A 21,064-nucleotide genomic window follows, 5' to 3' on the forward strand; every position below is an offset into this window, starting at 1 on the left:
CAGTCTAATCGGAAATGCTGGAGAGAGTCACTGGACTCGCCCATTGTTCAAAGGATCTTCATCCAGCTTTTCTGCTTGCAGTCGCTTGAGTCGCTCGACAACTTCTTCAGGAAGCACACGATCCGAGTGGCCCAATTGCCGATTCAATTCATTCTGCTTCAAAGCCAGATTCGCTTCAATTGAGGCCTCTTTTCGCTTCCCTGCCAATGCCAACGCTTCCGCAGCCCCAGCCAGAAGTCGACTCGAACTGCGATATCTGCGATTCGCTTCCTCAAAAGATTCCACAGCCTTCTCGGCAAAATTTTGTCGCTCAGCAGGACTGCTCACAGCTCTTTCAAAATAGGCACGCGCCAACTGCTCATGAGGCCGGTAACTGTGAAAATCGCGTTGACTGGCAGATTTCATCCATTTTTCACCGTTCGCCCAATCCGTCGAACTTTCGGCATTCGAAAACCACGCCATGCCAGCCGTCTCGGCCAGGCTGGGAGACCACTCATCCAATTCAGCCAATTTCACCATTTCCCGTATGGCAGCACCTCGCGTCGAGGCTGGTCGAGCTGACATCTGGATGCGCCCCTGTGAGACCATCCAGACTGGCCATGCTCCCCAGATCGAAAGGACCATCACCAGCACCATCGCCCCGGGGAGTAATCGACTTCCCCACCTGAAAATCGACGAGATCAGAGCCTCGCCGAAACCAGCTTTGACAGCCTGAAATTCTCCGGGTTCTCTCATCTGTGTAACAACGGCACCTACCGGCCATGTCGATAAAGTAATCAACAGCAGCCATAATCCCAGGATGGCCGCCATGCCAAACCCACCAGCCGCCAGGAGATTCACTCCCAGAGCGAACGCCGCAGCTGGAAATGCCAGATCTCCCCAACTGTGAGCGAAGCCACGAGCATCCCGATCGGCCCTCAATTCCTGCGGGGCAGCAGGCGATTCATCGGCCGTCTCTGACTTCATCGATGAGTTCAATCGCCACCGGTCGATGATCAGATACAGCCCAGTCCAGAAGACACCAAACACAATGAGCGCATCGTCAAAGACCCCATCCAGCAGAAACCGGCCCCACCAGGCAATCGCCAGACTGCCAGCACCAGCCCACAGTGGCCAATTTGAAGGAAGGTGGATAGCTCGAGAATACTGAATGAAAAGTCTTTCCGACGAAGTTTGATCATTCACCACTGGCGACGAGTTCAATAACCCTTTCCCCAAAGCGAATAACCCAGTTCCCGCGAGCACCAGCAACCCCGCGAGCGACAAAACTCCTCCCGAACTCCACGCTTCAAGAACCATGTTATGAGGGTCAGCGATCTCTTCGCTCGAACTCGGGAGTTTGTACGACAAATAAACGCTGCGAAAGTTTCCGGGGCCCACACCCAACCAGGGGTGATCTGCCAGCATCTGCAATGTCGCGACCCAGTATTCCAGCCGATATCGCAGTGATTTCGGGGCTTCTGTGATCACCTCCAGATCCAGCCCGCCTCTCCAGACCACCAGGCCGACCAGCAGAAGCATGGATCCTGTTCCAGCACCGAAGATCCACAACCACGATCTTGACGAAACACGCAGCTCGCCCACAGCTTTCCACTGGCTGACAAGTGGCCGCACAGCCAGCAGCAGCATCGTGACAGCCAGTGCCAGCACTGCCGTACGGGATTTCGTCAGCAGCAAGGTCCAGCCTCCCAATAGCCATGCCGACAGCAGAATCCAGGTGAACGGGCGGGAAAGATCTGGCCAGGACCACATCGTGCGCTGCTGAGTCACCTCTGGCCAGGCAAACAGACTCAATACCAGCAGAACCAGTAGGATAGCCGCAAATGTATTCGCCAAAGCGCAAAAGCCATAAGGTTCACTGCTGGTCAATCGTTGAAAGAACGCTCTGCGAGCATGCAGTTCTGTCGGGATGCCATCGCTTTCCAGCTTTTGCCTGAGCTGTGAAATCTTTGACTCATCTTCTGCGGATCGCTCCTGCAGACCCTCCAGTCGATCCAGTTCCTGTATCGCTTTGATATATCGACCGGAGATCGCAGGCAGGCCAATCTCATGCTGATACAGCCCCAGTACAGACATTGACAGTAATGTCGTGATCACAAACGGCCAGATCGCACTCAGGCTGATCACGTGGCCCGGTCGTTCCGGCAATCGAGGTGCCAGACGCCACAGCACGCAGGCTCCCATGGCCAGAGAAAAAAACTCAATCAGCAGATTGGCAGCCGCTCGTCGATCTCCCTGAGCCAGCCAGACGTGAATTGTCCCAGCCACCTGACCAGCAGTCAGCAGCAGCAATCCCCAGACAAACCCTGAACGCCAGGCACGCGAAGCAAGCTCTGTTTTAGGCAACAGGATCAGCAGCAGCGCCGATGTGGCCATCGACAGAATCGCCAGCCAGAGGGATTCCCCCATCACTGCGGCTTCAGGAGGTGTCCAGAACCTCGCAAAAAAAAGACTGGCGAGCAGCACGACCAGCCAACCCGCCACGCGCTCTTGCGATCGCGAAGGCTCAGCCAGCCCACCCGCATCCTGCACCATTCGCTGACCTGTCGAAGTTCCAGCCCGCCGGGTTTCAACAACAGGTTTCTTTCCTCTCGCAGACATCCACAACCATCCCGGAGGACGCCCCTTTTCCAGATCTGAGCGAACAGGAATCGCCTGCTCCCCGAACAACAGACTCTGGATCGAAAACGCCATCGTTCGCAAAGAAGGCATTTACCAGTTCCTTGCCGAAACATCGGTCGAAGTCCGATCCGAAGCGTGCGCATTCAATTCGCGGCCACTCGCTGAAACTTCAGTCACGCTTTGTGCAGGCCCAGCAGACGCCGACATCGCCACCACAGGGATTGTTCCCAAGGATGAACCAGCGATCGCAGGCCTTGGTGCCGATTCAAGAATGGCAATCATCGCGAGAATGCAAACCACAATCCCCAGGCATAATAGCGCCGCACCCCATGAATCGACCGAGCACAGCAAAAGACCAGCCAGCCCCGTCGTCAATGTCGCAAGATGCACCGTCAGTACGGCATGGACAGGTTTCAGCCCCAGCGCCACAAGTCGATGCGAAAAGTGCTTCTTGTCCGGCTGAAAAGGACTGCGCCCTTCCTTCAAACGAATACTGATTACCGACAGCAGATCGTAAAGTGGCACAGCCAGCACGCAAAGTGGTGCCAGAATCGTATGCGTCCGGCCATCTTCTACAGTGTAGAACGTCCCCAGGATCGTCATGCTCGCCAGCGAAAAGCCCAGAAAATAGCTACCGGCATCTCCCATAAAAATGCGGGCTGGTGACCAGTTGTGGCACAAAAAACCCAGCAGCGAGCCGCACAACAGCAGAAAATAGCCTCCGACCATCCAACGGGGATCATCAGCTCTCGAAAGCATCATACAGGCAAACACACCCGAAACGATGAAGCCAATCCCACCCGCCAGCCCATCCATGTTGTCCAGAAAGTTGATCGAGTTCACGAGCACCACAAACCACAACACACTGGCAATCGCCCCCAGCCAGAAACTCTCGACGAAAAAAGTCGCCCGCACTCCACAAGCCACCACAATGGCGGAAATCAGAAATTGCAGAAAGAGCCTGGGCTGCCATGGCAAAGGACGAAAATCATCAGCCAACCCCACCAGGCCCATGGCCAACGCTCCCAGAGTCACAGCCAATAGCTGAGGCAGACGGTACAGCACACTGCCATCAGCCGAGATCGTCTTCCCGGGAATTTTGACGGGCAACAGTTCCGGTGCAAAAAAGACAATCAGCAATGCTCCGGTCAGTGGAATCAGCACACCACACCACAGACCAATCCCGCCCCCCATGGGCTTGGGAACTAAATGAACTTTGCGAGCAGCAGGCTTATCGATCAGACCCAGCTGGGGAGCAATCCAGCGCATCGCACCGACGGCCGCGAATGAAACCCAGAATGAGGGAAGTACACAGGCACAGACAAACAGCAACATGCGAAGGGCACTTTGCGACGTGAGAGTCACCACACCAGTGAGTCCATGCACTGGCCCGGCAATCTCCATTGAGTGATCGACACGATAACAGATTATTCTCCCGCATCGCGACACTCCCCCGCAAGTGTGCAACTCACAGACAGGCCCACCATGCGGTCAAAGTGGCTCCTTGAACTCCTGCCGACCGGCCTCGATGGCGTGCCTTGAGGTTGTTCTATTCTGAGACTCATGGCCCCTTTTCGCTGTTGCAGAAAAACTCGAAAAAACGTTGGCAGAGACAGTCATTTCTCCCCGAAAGCTTTCGCCTTTCTCGTAGTAATTCTTATAGAGACGACTGCATGAGCAGCATCGAATGCTTCCAGCAGGAACGACAAGTGAACCTGGAATCATGCATCCGCGTCAAATCAGATACTTACAGTCCATGAGGTTCTTGTTTTGCATTATGGCGGACTGCCGGTTTTCACGATGACTTCAGTCGAATGAAACTTCTGCTGCCGGAAACTCAGGGATCACCCCTGATTTTCCATGCTCTGGAAACTGTCAGCTCCGCCTCAGGTTTCGACACAAATCCAAAGGGTTGTCATTTTGACAGCAAGCCTGCCAAACAGGACACAGGTCATCTCACCCACTGGACAGCCCATCGACGAGACTGACGTAACAGCCATGCCACTTTTAACGAGAATTCCTGATGAGAATCGGCATAAAGATCATGGCTTTGCCGATTTCGAATTCAGGGCACATAACTTGCAACATAATTGATTGAATTGGTGTGATTCGACACTTTTGCGAACATCGCACCACCAGGCGACACTTGTCACCAGACATCCTTGAAAGTGCCAGGCATCCTCGAAAGTGAAGGGGCTGATCATGAATCACGAGATTTCATACAAAGTCGTCAAACGACTGGCCGCTGCTGAGGGATATCTGGAACTTGAACTGCCACAGGCAGCTCTTTCCGAACTCAATCGAATCGACGATGCCGGCCCTTTCAATGCCATCGAGCAGTTGCTGCGAGGCGAAGCTCTCACAGGTCTCAGCCAGTTCGACGAAGCGATTGAGCCCCTGAAGAAAGCTGCCGACCTGTTCCCTGCCCCCATGAATCGCCGGGCCTGGGCCAGTCTTTCGAAATGCTACGCCTCCACCGGCCAGGATTCGCTGGCGAATGAAGCTCTGGTCGCCAGCCAGACTGAAGATGCTTCTCAAGGCCAGCCGGGAGTGATCGTGCAGGTCGTCATGCAGCCGATCTTTACGGCCGTCCTGGGCAATCAAGTCCGGCAAATCCAGCGATAAGAGAGCTCCCTGAATCGCACATCGAGGGAACAACTTCAAAGATTCACCTCGCGAGTCAATTCCCATCACACGCATCATTCAAAGCCCGGCATCAAAAAAGATGCCGGGCTTTGTGCATTCATGACCACACCTTATCGCGTCAGCACCACATTCTGAGGCTCCACCCGATTGCAGATGGGTGCCATGCTTGCAGCCTGCCTTGAGTAAATACTGGGCAAGCATGTTTTCGCAACCAACAAGTCGCTGGTAACTTCTGGGAAACGTATTAAGGCCCCACGCGATTGCAGCCACACGCGAACTCAGACCAGAATAGCGAAAACACATTCTGCGAGAGAATTCGTCTTGTCTCGTGTTCATAGCCAATCAAGAGTTGATCCACATGGCCAATAGCCCCGCACCCACAGCACAAACTTCCCGCACTTATCCGGAACGTGTGGGCATCACTTTTGTCACAGGGTTAATTGGTCTCCTGCCTCTGGCGTTAACATTGGCTGTTCTGGTCTGGGTCGTGAGGTTAATCCACGACCTGTTTGGGCCTCTCAGCCCTTTCGGCAAAGCCCTCATGTCCATTGGCATGCCCCTCGTGGCTTGCGAAACCACGGCTTACCTGATTGGCATCCTCGGAGTGGTCCTCGCCATTTATGGCATGGGAGCACTCGTGGAAAATGGCATGGGTGGAGGCTGGCAACGCATGCTGGATCAAGGGTTGCGACGTATACCGGCCCTTGGAACGATCTACGATGCCTCGAAACATGTCACCAGTCTGTTCGATCGAAAAAAAGATTCACTCCAATCCATGACGCCCGTCATGTGCTTTTTTGGAGATGGCAGTGATATCGGAACTCCGGCACTGATGCCCACTTCCGAACTCGTTCATTTTGGAGGCGAAGCCTACCACATCGTCATTTTGCCCACAGCCCCTGTCCCCTTTGGCGGAGCTTTGCTCTGCGTCAAACAGGCTTGGGTCAAACCCGCCAATTGCAGCCTCGAAGACCTCGTTGGCATTTACGTCTCCATGGGAGTCACAGCCCCCAAAAGCCTCAGCAAACCCGCTTCTCCCACGGGGCCAGAGCCTGCTGCCCCACTTGAAAAATCATGAAGCGCAGAGGTTCTCGCGATAGAAAACCGGTTCAGCACATTCATCACCCGGGACACACCGGATCATGCCTATTGATTATTGCCAGAAAGCAGTAAAAATGCCTTCTTGACTGAGTTGAATCGGTGTCTGGATTCAGACCGTCCTCGCCATCTTCCCGCCCTCAATCAAGCTCGACATCATTCTGGGGCTGGCCGCAGACCAACGGAAATCTTGTGGCGTGCTCAACTCTCTGGCCTTTATCGGGCTTTGAAAACTTGGCTCACCACGCTCTGGTGACTTGATGACACGAGGCTGGCCCCGCAGCTTGGCGACCCTGCTGACTGGCCTGCAGTAACTGCACACACCAGCACACTCTGAAACAGCGGATCAGCAGTTCCAGTGGAAAATCAGATCTCCACTTCTCTCCCAGCCATCTCCAGTGCCGTCGCAACAATCCCAGACACACTCAAACCACACTCGGCCAGCAGCTCGTCGCGTTCACCATGTTCCACGAATCGGTCTGGCAGAGCGAGAATTTTCAGTCGATCACAAGAGACACCTCGTTGGGATGCCGCCTCCAGAACCGCAGAACCAAATCCACCGGCCAGAACATGCTCTTCAATCGTGATCACAAAGCCCTGCTCCAGCACCCCCAGAAGGCATTCTTCATCGAGAGGTTTGGCAAAGCGGGCATTGATAATCCCGACATCGAGGCCATGTTCTTCACGCAGAATCTCAGCTGCTTTCACACAACTGGTCAGCAACGAACCATAGGCCACCAGCGTCCCATCCTGTCCTTCACTAATAACCTCCGCCTTCCCTAACTCGACAGGAGTCATCGTGCGGGGAATCGTCTCGACGTTGGCTTTCGGATAGCGGATCGCGACAGGTCGATCGAGCGACAGCGCAAGATCCATCATCGGCGCGACATCGCTTTCATCACCAGGAGCCATACAGATCATGTGCGGGAAAATGCGCGTATACGATATGTCGTACACCCCGTGATGCGTCGGCCCATCCGGTCCTGCAATCCCCGCGCGATCCATCGCAAATACTACAGGCAGATTCTGCAGACAGACTTCCTGAAAAATATGGTCAAACGCCCGTTGCAGGAACGTACTGTAGATATCGACCACAGGCCGCATTCCAGCTTTTGCCATCCCTCCCGCAAACGCCACGGTATGAGCTTCACAAATCCCGGTATCAAAGAATCGGTCAGGGAAATCCTGCCGAATGCGGCTCAGTTTATTTCCTTCACACATTGCCGCTGTCAGCACACAAACCCGGGAATCTTTCTCCATCGATTTGTACAGCGCATCGCTGACGGCATTCGTATACGCCCGGCTCGATGTCGATTTCATCTGGACGATCTGTCCATACGCATCCCTCTGGAACGGAGGTGGTGCATGGAACGTCACCGGATCATCACAAGCCGGACGGAAGCCATGTCCCTTGTTGGTAAACACATGCAGGAGCACTGGCCCCTTCATCTTCTTGACCATGGCCAGATACTTCCGGAGTGTCGGCAGATCATGACCGTCAATCGGGCCAATGTATTTGAAGCCCATCTCTTCGAAGAGCATACCGCCGTGCAGCATCCCTTTGACGGCATCCTTGATCTGTGAAAGTGTCTGCTTCGCACTTTCACCAACGACAGGAACAGACTTCAAGAACCGCGTAATATCCCGCTTCAGCCCATCGTACATCGGCGCACTGCGGGCTTTATCCAGATATTGAGCCAGGCCTCCCACGCGCGGACAGATCCCCATTTTGTTGTCATTCAGAATGACCAGCATGTCTTTCTTAAGCTCTGCCGCGTTGTTCATGGCTTCGAAGACCACACCCGAAGGGAGTGCTCCGTCACCAATCACTGCGACCGACTTGCGATCTTCACCCGCCAGGTCATCACCCGCCTTTAATCCGAGGACAGTCGAGACACTTGCACCGGCATGGCCTGTCATAAACAGGTCGTAGTCGCTTTCCTGAGGGTTAGGAAAACCCATCAGCCCGCCACGCTGCCGGATTGTCGGGAAAGAGGCAAACCGACCGGTGATCAACTTGTGAGGATAGATCTGATGTCCCGTATCCCAGATCAATCGATCGCGGGAAAAATCAAACTCCAGATGGAGTGCCAGGCACAACTCGACCACACCCAGATTGCTGGCAAAGTGAGCCGTTCGATCCGAAACCACCCCGCAGAGCGCCTCCCGAATTTCATCGGCCAGCTGAATCAACTGAGAAGGATTCAATTTCTCCAAATCCTTGGGAGAAGTAATCCTCGGAAGATGTTCCATCTGCATGATCGTGTTCCTGACCAGTCAGTTCGTGGCTCTCGAAAGAGTAAAATCTTTCAAGAAATTAACTCGATTCCATTCGCAATTCATGTTGAAAACCAGGCTGAGAGCATCCCGGAGCAGCTTTCGCTTCGACAAACTCATTCTTAGACCGCAGCCAGACTCTCCCGATTAACCTTCTCAACGGCGCCTCGACTTTGCCCCGAAATCCCTTCCGTCTTGCCGACAGACTTAGTGATCACGTTCAATAATGTACAGTGCCAGATCGCTCAACCACTGGCCTCGTGGCCCGAATACTTCCAGTTCTCGACAGGCCTGCTTCACCAGATCTGCCGCTCGCTCACGGCTGGCTTCGACACCCAGAAAACCAGGGTAAGTCGCCTTCCCGGCCTGAGCATCCTTTTGCGTCTGCTTCCCCAGCTTTTCCGATGAACCTTCGACATCCAGCAGGTCATCAGCAATCTGAAACGCCAAGCCAATGGCAAACCCATAACGGGCCAGCGATTCCAGTTGCTGGACCGAAGCTCCACCCAACCGGCCACCCATCGTCAAGGCACATGCCAGCAATCGCCCGGTCTTGCGATGATGAATCTGCTCCAGTTCGGCCAGAGTGGTCACGGGTGTCGTCTCGGCAGCCAGATCAGCCGCCTGTCCACCCACCATGCCGCACCAACCTGCGGCTGATGCCAGATCCGCCACACAGGCCAATGCCAGTTCTTTGTTCGAAATCTCCGTCGCCAGGACTTCAAATGCCCTCGTCAGCAGGCCATCACCCGCCAGAATCGCTGTCGCTTCACCATAAACGATATGATTCGTGGGCCGTCCGCGACGCAGATCATCATCGTCCATGGCCGGCAAATCGTCATGGATCAGCGAATAACAATGTATCATCTCCAGCGCAACTGCAGCGGGCATCGCCTGCAGCGGATCGGCTCCGCAAGCTTCGCTCGCCAGCAATACCAGAACCGGCCTTAGCCGCTTTCCTCCCCCCAGGGCACTGTATCTCATCGATTCAAACAGCGACGGTGGAACGAATCGGGTAACGTCAGGCGTCGCACTCAGGGCAGTGTCCATGGCCATTTCGATCTGCTTCTGCAATTCCCTCAAATGCTGAGTGAACTCAACCGCGCCACTGGACAAATTCGTGGCCACGGGTGATCGCGATGCAGGAACATGAGCAGCCGACATATCGCATCCCTGCGGTACTGGAACTTCTAAGTTAAGCTGGTGAATAGCAGGTTTTCCAATCAAAGCGTGCTGAAAAGAAACCTACATGTCCATTGATCATCACAAACTACAGCAAATTTCCGCGATCCGAAAGCCTCTAAGTTTCCAGTTTTTCCTCAGAATCCCAAGAAACCCGTCAACCAAAGCCCGCTTCGCTAGGCGGCTGCTGTTCGCGCGCAGTCCCCGGGCTGCTATTCTACCGAAGCAGCCACGATTTCTGGCTTTACGGATTACGCCAACCCCTCCATTCATCACGGATTGATGCGATGCCTCTCCGCGTCTACAGCACACTTTCTCGCCAAAAGGAAACTTTTCAGACCGTCGAGCCCGGCAAGGTCAAAATGTACCTCTGCGGCCCCACTGTCTATAAGCCCGCTCACATCGGCCACATGGTCGGCCCCGTCATCTTTGACACCGTCAAGCGCTACCTCGCCTACTCCGGCTATGACGTCACCTTCGTCGTCAACATTACCGATGTCGACGACAAGCTCATCAACAAAGCCAACGAAAAGGGAATGACTGTCGAAGCCCTCGCCAAACAGATGACCGACGACTATTTCGATAATTTGAAGCTCATGGGCGTCGACTCCATCGATCACTTCCCTTACGCCACAGACCACATTGGCGACATGCTCGACATGATCGGCAAACTGGTCGAAAAGGGTTACGCCTACCCGCTCAACGGCGATGTCTACTTCCGCTGCACCAAAGACGAAGATTACGGCAAGTTGAGCCGCCGCAGTCTCGAAGAAATGCTCACTGGCACACGGGCCGAATCGATGGGTGGGAAAGAATCCCCTGCCGACTTTGCCCTGTGGAAAGGCTCCAAACCTGGTGAACCCGCCTGGGACAGCCCCTGGGGAAAAGGTCGGCCCGGCTGGCACATTGAATGCTCCGCCATGAGCAAGAAGATTCTGGGAGATTCGATCGACATCCACGGCGGCGGGCTCGATCTGATGTTCCCGCACCACGAGAACGAACTCGCCCAGAGTGAAAGCTGCACGGGCCATCCCTTCGCCCGCTACTGGATGCACAACGGCCTCATGCAGGCCAGCGGCCAGGCCGGCAAAGTCGGCGGCCAACACGACAAAAAAGGGGACGCTGAATCCCAGATCGCCGGTAAACTCGCAGGCTCACAAGGGGCAGAATCTGTCAAAACAGCCGTCTTTGCCCACCATCACCCGGAGACCGTTCGCTTCTTCCTCTTGGCCACCCACTACCGCAGTCCCATCGATTTCAGCCTCGAACGCATTGCCGAAACCGGCAAGAGCCTCGAGGGCTTTTTCCGACTGTTCGAACTTTACGAACGATTAACGAAGAAGAACTTCTACTCGCTCATCCCCGCAGCAAAACGAAGTGACTCAAAACCCATCACGGCCGAGACTCCTGATCAGCAAGCCTTCGCGACTGAACTCAACGGGCTGAAAGATCGCTACCTCGATGCGATGGACGACGATTTCAACACAGGTGGTGCCGTCGGTCTCCTTTTTGAAATGCGACGTGTCATCAATGGCTTTATCTCTGAAAAGAAGCTCGAAACAGGGGCTGGTTCAGCCGCTGATCTGCAGTTACTGACCGACGCCATGACTCTCGTGCGTGAACTCGGCCTGCTGCTGGGCGTCTTCCGCGAACCACGTGCAAAGGAATCCTCCGCAGACGACGGCCTGCTCGATGGTCTCATGCAGCTCATCATTCAGATTCGTGCCGATGCTCGAAAATCCAAAAATTTTGCTGTGGCCGACCTCATTCGCAACAAGCTGACTGAACTGAAGCTCATACTGGAGGATCGTCCCGACGGCACCCTCTGGAAAAAAGCTTGATCGACGGACCGCCAGTTCTCAGGCAACTGGGAGAACAACATGAAAAGTATTTTTCCAGGAATGGATCCACTCCTCGAATCATCGTGGAGTGATGCCCACACCAGTCTTTGCACCTATACGAGAGACCAGCTTCAAACCAAGCTCCCACACGACCTGCGGGCCCGGCTCGAAGAGCAAGTTCAACTGACTCTTCCTGAAGATGAAGTGACTGGCCGCATAGCAGCATCGGCTGTTTATCATCCGAATGTACAGATTACTGAGAGTGAATTTGCAACCAACTCTTCAGTCACTCAGACTGCTGATATTCGCCTTTCAACAGCCAAACCCCATGTAGTTAATTTTCAACCCAAGAACCTCTTTCGACGAATTTCGGTCATTGAACGACCGACCGACCGTCTCATTACAACCATCGAATTCATCTGCCCAGAGTATAAGTCCAATACACGCCGAAGGCTTGTTTTTCATGAGAGGCAGGAAGAACTGCTTGATGCTGGTGTGAACCTGGTCGAGATCGACCTCGTGCGTGCAGGTGAATGGACGATGTTTCCTGACGAGGATTTTGTTCCACAAGTTTGCCGCAACCCCTATCGCATCATCGTCGTACGAGCTGAACTTCCCGACGAAGCGGAATGCTACGAGGTCAAACTGTCCGAACCTCTCCCGACAATTGCCATTCCACTTCGTCCGACGGATCAAGACGTAGCGCTCGAGATCCAGCCACTTGTCAGTGAAGCCTTCGAAAAAGCCGCCTATTCCACGAGCGATTACGAACGAGCACCTTTGCCTTCCTATAGTGCCGAAGAAAATACCTGGGTCATGAACCGCCTGACCGCTGCCGGTATCTACCGATCACCCAGCGATGCCGATCAGAAAGCCAGGTAGCGGCGATGTTCATTATCGGTATCGATCCCGGCCTCAACACCACAGGCTATGCCGTTCTCGCCTGCCATGGTCGCCAACTGGTACTCCACGAAGCGGGCGTCATTCGCTCCACCAAGGGTTGCTCTCTTGCCAGCCGTGTGACTGAGATCGGTCGTGGACTCCGTGAAGTTCTGGCCGACTATCAGTCCGCAGGCCATGAACTCCGCGCAATCGCGATCGAACAGGTCTTTTCACATACCAGTTTTCCCAAAACGGCAATTCTCATGGCGCACGCCCGCGGCGCCATTCTCTATGCAGCCAGCGAAGCCAACATCCCGATTGTTCACTACATGCCCCGGCAGATCAAAAGTCTCCTCACAGGGAGTGGCAAAGCAAGTAAAGAACAGGTGCAGCGAGCAGTACAACTCGAATTGAAGCTCCCGTCGATTCTCGAACCCAACGATGTCGCCGACGCCGCCGCCATTGCCGTCTGCCACGCCTTCGCCAGCCGCCTCAATCAACCACTGCCAAAACCCTGAAGCGCAGCTCTCACTCGTCATCAGCCCTCTCCAACGAGTCTCATAGTCTTATGTCTAACATATTAATTTGGTAGACGATCTATCTCGACTCATTCCATCGTGCGACATAAATCCATCCCAGTAGGCTATAGCAATTTGTTTGCACGACCGTCATGATGCAGCCATGTGAAAAGTCTCCACAACCGTTCACCACCAAAAATCTTTCACTATGGCTGTCTCGACGGAACAGTTTGCCAAACAGCTGATCGATAGCGGAGTCATTTCGGAACCCGATTTACGAGCCTTCATCGATAGACTCCCTTCCGCAGAACAGCCTGGGAATGGCGAGCAACTTGCGAAATCCCTCGTAAAACAAAAGAAAATTAGCGCCTACCAGGCCCAGGTTGTCTATTCAGGCAAGGGTAAGTCGCTGACCATGGGGAGCTACACCGTTCTGGATAAACTCGGCCAGGGCGGCATGGGAATGGTGCTCAAGGCCGAGCACCGGATGATGATGCGACTGGTCGCCATCAAGGTGCTATCCCCTTCCGTCACGAAGACCAAAGAACTGGCACAGCGGTTTCAGCGCGAAGTCCAGGCAGCGGCACGACTGACACATCCCAATATTGTCGGCGCGTTTGATGCCGGAGAAACCAACGGTTCGCCATTCCTCGTCATGGAGTACGTACCGGGCGACGACCTTGCGACAATCGTGAAGAAAAAGGGCCCGTTTTCCATCGATCAGGCCATCGACTGCATCGTACAGGCAGCCAGAGGCCTGGAGTTTGCACACGCACAGGGAGTGATCCATCGCGATATCAAACCCGCAAACCTGCTGCTCGATACCAAAGGCGTCGTCAAAATCCTCGATATGGGCCTGGCACGCATTGAGTCAGAGGATGTCGCGACTCAGGCCGATTTGACAGGCACCGGGACTGTGATGGGGACTGTCGACTACATGGCGCCAGAGCAGGCACTGAGTACCAAACACGCCGACGCCCGCAGCGATCTGTATAGCCTCGGAATCTCGTTATGGTATTTACTGACTGGCAAAGCGGCCTACGAGGGTGACTCATTAATGGCCCGGCTGCTCGCTCATCGCGACCAACCCATTCCCAGCCTAAGGACGGTTCGACCAGAGGTCTCCGAATCCCTCGATCATGTCTTTGCGAAACTCGTGGCCAAGAAACCAGACGACCGTTACCAGACGGCAACAGAGTTAATTGTCGATCTGCAGGCCTGCCGGACAGGGGCTACTCTCAAAGCCGTCACCGTCGCCGAAGCCGGGACAGATCTCGACGAGTTTCAGGATTTCCTGCACCAGATCGACTCTCCCACCGATGGCCCGCGTGGCAAGCGTTCTCATCCCGCGGGTGCGGGCACGCGAACTGTCGCGCGGTCGCAAGCGACTCTTACATCGATGGATGAGACAATCTCTCAGAGAAGAGAGCACGAGACTCAACGTTTTCGTGGTCCAAAGGTTCAAAAGGCGAAATCCACCTCCTGGATTCAAGACCGGCGCGTTCAAATCGGCAGTGGAACAGTAGCGATGATCATGTTGTTAATGGCTGTTGTCTTTTTCTTCCAGACACCCACCGGCACGCTGCGAGTGGAAATTCTGGACCCTACAGTCGAGATGCATGTCAAAGGGACTCAACTTTCATTTCATAGCCCGGACCTTGATCCCGTCTCACTGAAGACTGGTGAGAAGAAACTGGTGGTCACTCGTGGCGATTTGACTTTCGAGACAGAGTCTTTCGCGATCAATAAAGGCAAAGAGTTCCGCGTTAAGGCCGAGTTAGTAGGCGACCATCTTGTCATCAACGGCGGAGAAAAAGTCATTGCCCGGCAAGCCGTCAAACAGCATGGGCTGACCACTTCCTCCACAGGTAACGCACCGGCCAATACGCCAGCCAATATGCCGGTCGATACACCGGTTGCCTCAACACCACCAGCCTCCATGGCGGTCGAAACTCCGGTAGCGTCCATCGCACCAGGTTCAGAGACATCCGGGCCACCATTGGCAATTGCACCGTTCGATTCTTCCCAAGCCAGAAAACACCAGGAAGACTGGGCCGCCTATCTGGGCATACCGGTTGAATTTACCAACTCAGTTGGCATGAAGTTTCGGTTGATCCCGCCAGGCGAGTTCACCATGGGTTGCACTGAGGAAGATATTGATTTGATCAAACTCGACTTCGACCGAGGTATTGCTGCCATCCAGCGTCAAATGCTTGCTACGTCAACACCTCCACATCGTGTGAAAATCACCCGCCCGTTCTACCTGCAGACGCACGAAGTCAACAACGGGATCTACCAGAAGTTCATGGGGACTCTTCCAGAGAAAAATGATCCCCAGAAGCCAGAAACTGCAGTCATGGCCAATGTGAGTCTCCTTGATGCCACGCGCTTCTGCAATTCGCTGAGTGAACTCGAAGGGAAGAGTCCGGCATTCCAGATGGAAGAGGACTTTACACAACGGATCATGGACGCAGATGGCTATCGACTTCCCACCGAAGCCGAATGGGAATATGCCTGTCGGGCCGGCACCACCGGATTGTGGAACTTTGGTGATGACCGCCAGATTGCCTCAAATCCGGAAGTCATCCGTGCATACGAAACTTACAGCCGTGGCGAAGCGGCAATCCCTAATCCTTTTGGCATCCTCGACCTTTATGGGGGCAGCACAGAATGGTGCTTTGATCGTTTTATGCCCTATCCGACCAATGATGTCGTCGACCCGTTTACCCAGCCGGGAAAGTACGAGGGTGTCGCGCGAGGTGGCAGTGAGTTTGCCGGTGGTGGTGCCGATCCGATCTACAACAACAGTGTGACTCGCCAAAAAGAAGCATTTCATACTTCGCCATTTACCGGATTTGGTCGAGTCGTGCTGCCGATTGTCGTAAAGCCCAAAACATAACCAGGACAGCGGCTCTCGTATTCGCTCTTTCCCTGATCATCCGCCCGACTCCCCTGCTCATACGCTTTCCCTGAGATAAGAACCCTCTGTGTGCCATGCTTGCAGCTCTGGGCAAGCATGTTTTCACAACCCACAAACCGCTATTGTTTTCTCGAAAACATTTCCGTTCATCATGACGGACGTCGGGTGGCAGGGGTCGAATGTCTTCATTCGCCCCCTGGTCAATCGGCTTCACCAACGCAAATGCGTCCGGAACAAGCCTTCATAACTTTCGAGCACTTTCGTGCTGAATTCATAAGAGTCTAATGACCTGGGGGCAAACGAAGACGTTTGACCCCAGCCACGCAGTCTCCTGCCAGACTGCACATCAATAGACAAACAAAGTTGTGTGTATTGGACAGCAGATCTGGGCAAGCATGTTTTCACAACCCACAAACCGCTATTGCTTTCTCGAAAACATATCCGTTCATCATGACGGACGACCGGGAGTTCACGAAGCGCAGCGTTCAAGGCTTCGAGATCTTCCCTAGGCGCGATCCATGGATCATCTCAGACTGAAGTCATCTCGCGGCACCACAAACGCCACTGAAGATCATGAAACTCAAACGCAATTGGTGTGCCATGCTTGCGGCTTCGAGCCGACATGCTTTTCATATCTCCGAGTGCAACGTTGATGATTTCGGAAAAGTGACTCGCTCAAGTCGAAAGGCCTCTCTTGATCACTCGCATTACTGGAAAACTTGTTCGGCTGAGCGAAGACATCGTCCGCCTGGAAATTGGTGCATTCGAATACGAAGTTCTTGTTCCGGAATTCGTCCGTCGTCAGCTCCAGCCTAAACTGGGCGAAGTCGTCAGTCTCTGCACGATCGACTATCTCGATGGCAATCCGCAGCAGGGCCGCCTGGTGCCGCGCTTGGCCGGCTTTCTCAGCGAAACCGAGCTCGAATTCTTCGAAATGATCTGCTCCGTCGATGGCATGGGTGTCAAAAAGACCTTGCGCGCGATGGTTCGACCTGTCCGTGAAATCGCCGAAGCCATCGAAGAGCAGAGCATCAAGGAACTGACACTCCTCCCTGGCGTCGGCCCCGCCATGGCCGAACGGATTGTGGCCAAGCTCCGCCGCAAAATGACCAAGTTCGCCCTGATGGTCGCTCGCGAAGTTCCCCGTGAAGCCGATGTCGACCGCAACGTCCTCACAGAAGCTTATGAAGCCCTGATGGCGTTAGGCCACTCCTCGATCGAGGCCCGCGACAAAATCGACCAGGTCGCCAGCCAGAAGAAAAAATTCAAAGACGTCCAGGACGTCCTCACAGAAATCTACCTCCAAAGCCGCCCCTGAGGTTGTAGTTGAAGAACAATTCCACCTCCCACCTCGCAACGCCCGAACTCATACCTTCCGCACCAGCACAATCACATCGGCATCGATGCACTCGCCGCGTCCCACAGGGCCGACTTTTTCACCGGTTTTGGCCTTCACGCTCACCTGGTCAGTCTCAACGCCCAGGAGTTCCGCCATACGGGCCGCAATCGCTGATTTATATGCCGAGAGTTTGGGTCGCTCGGCGTGGATGGTCGCATCGACATTGCACACTTCCCACCCGCGCTCGCGCACAGCCGCCATGGCTGCCACCACAAACCGGTCTGAAGAGGCCCCCTTCCACTGCTCGTCCGTATTGGGGAACCAATCGCCGATATCTCCCAGTGCCAAAGACCCGAGCAATGCGTCCGTCAGGGCATGCAGCACCACATCCGCATCGCTGTGACCATCCAGCCCCAGTTCAAACGGGATCGACACACCACCCAGCCACAAGGGCTTCCCCGCGACCAGACGATGCCGGTCATGCCCCATGCCAATCCGTTGCATACCGACATCCCTCTCCAGCGACAAATCGCAAACCATTACCATAAAACATGTTGCGCATCAACAACAGCACCTCTTCGCGCACTTTGTCCTCTCGACTATAGTACGCCAAATCGTGAAGGTTTCCCACTCCTGGCATGGATGCTGTTTGTGGTCTCCCGCCTCGGCCATACCCGTTGTCTCTGGATCTTGCTGGCTGGCTTATGCCTCCTGCAGACGGGGTGCGTCAGCCGCCGGCTGATGGTGCAGTCCAATCCTCCAGGGGCTCTCGTCCTCCTCGAAGGCGAAGAAGTCGGCTACACCCCGGTGGCTGTCGACTTCACCTACTATGGCACGCGCGAAATCACGCTGATTAAGGATGGTTACGAGACTCTCAAAGTCATGCAGCCCGTTCCCGCACCGTGGTACCAGTGGCCCGGCATCGATTTCTTTTCCGATAACCTGCTCCCCCACCGTGTGACAGATCGCCGCAGGCTGAGCTACAGCATGCAGCCCAAACAGATCCCGCCCAGCGAAGATCTACTGCAGAGGGCTGACCAGCTCCGTAACGAATCTCGCCTGGGTCCCTGAAGCCCACACCTGGCAACAGCCCCGCTGGCTGCGATGACTAAGGCAGCAGACTGTTTCGATCTCTCCCTGATCCATGGGAACCAATAAGGGATCACCGGCTGCCGCTCGCACTTTCCCACCCTGTCCCTTACCTTAGATGATCACAGAGTGCTCCACTCTGGGCTTCATTACGCGTAAAGGGAACTTTCATGGCCGACTGGCAACCACAAATCTTGAGTGTCGTCACGCACCCAGCGTACACACCACTCAAATGGCAGCAGTTGGCCAAAGAAGTCGGCGCCCAGAAACACGACTGGACGAAGTTCCGCCGCTCGCTCGAAGAACTCATCGAAGGCAAGCGGCTGCATCGCACTTCCGGCGGGCTGATCAAAGTCCCTGTCGCACGCGAGCACATCATCGGCACCATCAAACGCGCAGCGCGCGGCCACGCCTGGTTCACTCCCGAATCACTCGCCAATCAACCGCATATCGAACCTTATACAGTTGCTGCCGAAGATGCCGGCTCGGCGCTCACAGGCGATAAAGTCTCAGCCATCATCCTCAAAAAGCGGGGCCCCAATGGAAAGATCGCCGTCCGCGTGATCGATATCCTCGAACGTGCCACCACTCAGTTCGTGGGCGAATACCACGAATCCCGCGGCAAAGGATATGTCACTGTCGATAACAGCCGCTTTGAACGGCCAATCGATGTCGGCGACCCCGGTGCGAAAGGTGTCCGCCCTGGTGATCAGGTCGTTATCGAAATGGTGCACTTCCCCGAGTTTTCAACTCCGGGAGAAGCGGTGCTGCTCAAAGTCCTGGGGAAACGGGGTGAACCGGGCGTCGATTTACAATCGATCATCTATGAGTTCGGCCTGCCTGATGAATTTCCCGAAAGTGTGCTCGAAGAATCGCGACTGCAGGCACAGCTTTTCTCCGAAGACGATATCGGTGACCGCCTTGATCTTCGCGACGAACTGATCATTACCATCGATCCCCTCACAGCCCGGGATTTTGACGACGCCATTTCTCTCAAGCGGCACGAAGATGGTTCGTGGACTCTCGGCGTCCACATTGCCGATGTGGCTCACTTTGTGCGGCCCGGCACAGAACTCGACAAAGAGGCCATTCGACGAGGCAACAGCGTTTACCTTCCCGGCAAAGTGCTTCCCATGCTCCCCGAAGTGCTCTCCAATGCACTCGCGAGCCTTCAGCAGGATAAAGTCCGCTTTGTCAAAAGTGCTTTCATCGAATACTCCCCTGATGGCATGGTGAAGCACACCAGCTTTGCCAATGCCGCCATTAAGGTCCGCAGACGCTTCGCTTACGAACAGGTCATGCCACTTTTGTTAAACCGGCAATCTCCGGGCGAACATCCGGCTCCCGAAGGTGAAACAGTTCCCGAAGAAATCTGCCAGCTTCTCGAACGCATGTACGAACTGGCCATGATTCTTCGCAAACGCCGCTTTTCTCGCGGTGCCCTCGAACTCTCGCTCGGCGAAGTCGAACTCGATTGCAATGACGATGGCAATGTCACCGGGGCACACCGAGCTCTGCACGACGCCAGCCACCAGATTATTGAAGAGTTTATGCTGGCGGCCAACGTCGCTGTGGCCGAAGAATTTGATCGCCGCGGCTGGTTTTTCCTTCGCCGGGTTCACGACAGCCCCGATGAACTCCGCATGCAGAACTTTGCCAAATTCGTCGCCACTCTCGGTTACGATTTACCGCGCGCACAGGATCGTCAGGCGATTCAGGCACTGCTTAATGAAGTCGCCGGCCAGCCTGAGGCTTTCCCGCTGAATTACGCACTTTTGCGGAGTCTGAAGCAGGCCGAATACTCTCCCGAAAAGATTGGCCATTACGCCCTGGCAGTCGACAATTACGCCCACTTTACCAGTCCCATCCGCCGCTATCCCGATCTCACCATTCACCGCCTGCTGGAACATGTGATCGCCGATGCATCCTTCACGCACAGTGTTCCAGCCGCCGAGTCATTAAACACAGCGAGTGATCGCAAAAAGTCGAAATCTTCACGAGCCGATCTTCTCTCGGAAGCCGACTTGAGACAGTTGGGCAAGCAATGCTCACTCACCGAACGTCGAGCCGAGAAAGCCGAGCGGGAACTGATAAAAATCCGCCTCATTCGTTATCTGGCGGACAAGGTGGGCCTCGAACTCAACGCGACAATTACCGGCGTGGAACGCTTTGGCCTCTTCTGCCAGGGAATTGAACTTCCCGCAGAAGGCCTTGTGCATCTTTCCGACCTGCCTGGTGATTACTACGACGTCGATCAGATTGCCCATGCCGTCATTGGTCGGCGATCTGGCCGGGTATTCCGCCTGGGTGATCCTGTGCGTGTTCAGGTATCCAGTGTTGATCCTGCGAAGCGAGAACTCAACTTTCGCATTGTCGGGCGATCCGGCCAGGATGATACTCTTTCAGAAGGTGAATTCTCTCGGGAAACTCCCGGGGATGATCGATCTCGCTCCGCTTCCGATAAATCATCCAGCAGTCCCAGACGACGATCCCAACCACGTTTTCCGGGAGACCGCTCAAACGCTTCTGCCAAGGGTGGGTTCCGCCAGAAAAAACAGAGCTCCAGCCCCAAAAAAACTCGCAAGAAGCCTCGCTGACCGGATCTCTTTTCCGCAACGAGTTCTGTTTTAATCGTCAGACAACACGGTTG

At 54.7% G+C, this 21,064-nt stretch carries 14 protein-coding genes; 9 read left to right on the forward strand and 5 right to left on the reverse strand.

Annotated elements, in window-relative coordinates:
• Positions 1-27: 27 nt before the first annotated feature.
• Both PLIM_RS12550 and PLIM_RS12555 read right to left on the reverse strand, forming a co-directional pair.
• The gene (locus PLIM_RS12550) at positions 28-2,712 is read right to left on the reverse strand and encodes an O-antigen ligase family protein (protein WP_013110693.1); all 2,685 of its coding nucleotides are present in this window, start codon (positions 2,710-2,712) and stop codon (positions 28-30) included.
• Complete coding sequence (locus PLIM_RS12555; RefSeq protein WP_013110694.1) at positions 2,713-4,026, reverse strand: MraY family glycosyltransferase; 1,314 nt, start codon at positions 4,024-4,026, stop codon at positions 2,713-2,715. It lies immediately after the preceding gene.
• 798 nt (positions 4,027-4,824) lie between these two features.
• On the opposite strand from PLIM_RS12555, the gene PLIM_RS12560 reads away from it, so the two are divergent.
• The gene (locus PLIM_RS12560; protein WP_013110695.1) at positions 4,825-5,247 is read left to right on the forward strand and encodes a tetratricopeptide repeat protein; all 423 of its coding nucleotides are present in this window, start codon (positions 4,825-4,827) and stop codon (positions 5,245-5,247) included.
• Between the two features lie 379 nt (positions 5,248-5,626).
• On the forward strand, positions 5,627-6,346 hold the full coding sequence (locus tag PLIM_RS12565; protein WP_013110696.1) for a DUF502 domain-containing protein: 720 nt from the start codon (positions 5,627-5,629) through the stop codon (positions 6,344-6,346).
• Positions 6,347-6,732: 386 nt separating this feature from the next.
• On the opposite strand, the gene dxs is transcribed toward PLIM_RS12565, so the two are convergent.
• Together dxs and PLIM_RS12575 are read right to left on the reverse strand one after the other, a co-directional pair.
• Positions 6,733-8,625 (reverse strand): 1-deoxy-D-xylulose-5-phosphate synthase, encoded by a 1,893-nt coding sequence (gene dxs / locus PLIM_RS12570; RefSeq protein ID WP_013110697.1) that lies wholly within the window; start codon positions 8,623-8,625, stop codon positions 6,733-6,735.
• 225 nt (positions 8,626-8,850) lie between these two features.
• Entirely contained in the window at positions 8,851-9,807 is a 957-nt protein-coding gene (locus PLIM_RS12575; protein WP_013110698.1) for a polyprenyl synthetase family protein, read from the reverse strand.
• 305 nt (positions 9,808-10,112) lie between these two features.
• Between PLIM_RS12575 and cysS the strand changes: the two genes are divergently transcribed.
• The 5 genes from cysS to ruvA all read left to right on the forward strand — a co-directional run bounded on the left by cysS (position 10,113) and on the right by ruvA (position 17,304).
• On the forward strand, positions 10,113-11,666 hold the full coding sequence (gene cysS, locus PLIM_RS12580; protein ID WP_013110699.1) for a cysteine--tRNA ligase: 1,554 nt from the start codon (positions 10,113-10,115) through the stop codon (positions 11,664-11,666).
• A gap of 39 nt (positions 11,667-11,705) precedes the next feature.
• Entirely contained in the window at positions 11,706-12,548 is an 843-nt protein-coding gene (locus PLIM_RS12585) for a DUF4058 family protein (protein ID WP_013110700.1), read from the forward strand.
• A 5-nt stretch (positions 12,549-12,553) separates the two neighbouring features.
• Entirely contained in the window at positions 12,554-13,066 is a 513-nt protein-coding gene (ruvC, locus tag PLIM_RS12590) for a crossover junction endodeoxyribonuclease RuvC (RefSeq protein ID WP_013110701.1), read from the forward strand.
• Positions 13,067-13,274: 208 nt separating this feature from the next.
• A complete protein-coding gene (locus PLIM_RS22905) occupies positions 13,275-15,965 on the forward strand; it encodes a bifunctional serine/threonine-protein kinase/formylglycine-generating enzyme family protein (RefSeq protein WP_013110702.1) in 2,691 nt (896 codons plus the stop codon).
• A 715-nt stretch (positions 15,966-16,680) separates the two neighbouring features.
• Entirely contained in the window at positions 16,681-17,304 is a 624-nt protein-coding gene (ruvA, locus tag PLIM_RS12600; RefSeq protein ID WP_013110703.1) for a Holliday junction branch migration protein RuvA, read from the forward strand.
• A 48-nt stretch (positions 17,305-17,352) separates the two neighbouring features.
• Here the strand turns inward: ruvA and ispF are convergent, their stop codons facing one another.
• On the reverse strand, positions 17,353-17,829 hold the full coding sequence (ispF, locus tag PLIM_RS12605) for a 2-C-methyl-D-erythritol 2,4-cyclodiphosphate synthase (RefSeq protein ID WP_013110704.1): 477 nt from the start codon (positions 17,827-17,829) through the stop codon (positions 17,353-17,355).
• Positions 17,830-17,967: 138 nt separating this feature from the next.
• Between ispF and PLIM_RS12610 the strand changes: the two genes are divergently transcribed.
• Positions 17,968-18,396 (forward strand): PEGA domain-containing protein, encoded by a 429-nt coding sequence (locus tag PLIM_RS12610; protein WP_148227323.1) that lies wholly within the window; start codon positions 17,968-17,970, stop codon positions 18,394-18,396.
• A gap of 188 nt (positions 18,397-18,584) precedes the next feature.
• Positions 18,585-21,011 carry a ribonuclease R gene (gene rnr, locus PLIM_RS12615; RefSeq protein WP_013110706.1) on the forward strand — a complete coding sequence of 809 codons (2,427 nt, stop codon included), beginning with the start codon at positions 18,585-18,587 and terminating at the stop codon, positions 21,009-21,011.
• The last annotated feature ends 53 nt before the right edge of the window (positions 21,012-21,064 follow it).

Origin of the sequence: Planctopirus limnophila DSM 3776, from assembly GCF_000092105.1 — a bacterium.
Classification (GTDB): Bacteria; Planctomycetota; Planctomycetia; order Planctomycetales; family Planctomycetaceae; genus Planctopirus; species Planctopirus limnophila.

Excerpts from the sequence above, each read along its gene's own strand:
- PLIM_RS12550 (WP_013110693.1), bottom strand. The coding sequence starts at position 2,712 with ATGCCTTCTTTGCGAACGATGGCGTTTTCGATCCAGAGTCTGTTGTTC.
- PLIM_RS12555 (WP_013110694.1), bottom strand. The coding sequence starts at position 4,026 with ATGGAGATTGCCGGGCCAGTGCATGGACTCACTGGTGTGGTGACTCTC.
- PLIM_RS12560 (WP_013110695.1), top strand. The coding sequence starts at position 4,825 with ATGAATCACGAGATTTCATACAAAGTCGTCAAACGACTGGCCGCTGCT.
- PLIM_RS12565 (WP_013110696.1), top strand. The coding sequence starts at position 5,627 with ATGGCCAATAGCCCCGCACCCACAGCACAAACTTCCCGCACTTATCCG.
- dxs (WP_013110697.1), bottom strand. The coding sequence starts at position 8,625 with ATGCAGATGGAACATCTTCCGAGGATTACTTCTCCCAAGGATTTGGAG.
- PLIM_RS12575 (WP_013110698.1), bottom strand. The coding sequence starts at position 9,807 with ATGTCGGCTGCTCATGTTCCTGCATCGCGATCACCCGTGGCCACGAAT.
- cysS (WP_013110699.1), top strand. The coding sequence starts at position 10,113 with ATGCCTCTCCGCGTCTACAGCACACTTTCTCGCCAAAAGGAAACTTTT.
- PLIM_RS12585 (WP_013110700.1), top strand. The coding sequence starts at position 11,706 with ATGAAAAGTATTTTTCCAGGAATGGATCCACTCCTCGAATCATCGTGG.
- ruvC (WP_013110701.1), top strand. The coding sequence starts at position 12,554 with ATGTTCATTATCGGTATCGATCCCGGCCTCAACACCACAGGCTATGCC.
- PLIM_RS22905 (WP_013110702.1), top strand. The coding sequence starts at position 13,275 with ATGGCTGTCTCGACGGAACAGTTTGCCAAACAGCTGATCGATAGCGGA.
- ispF (WP_013110704.1), bottom strand. The coding sequence starts at position 17,829 with ATGCAACGGATTGGCATGGGGCATGACCGGCATCGTCTGGTCGCGGGG.
- PLIM_RS12610 (WP_148227323.1), top strand. The coding sequence starts at position 17,968 with ATGCTGTTTGTGGTCTCCCGCCTCGGCCATACCCGTTGTCTCTGGATC.
- rnr (WP_013110706.1), top strand. The coding sequence starts at position 18,585 with ATGGCCGACTGGCAACCACAAATCTTGAGTGTCGTCACGCACCCAGCG.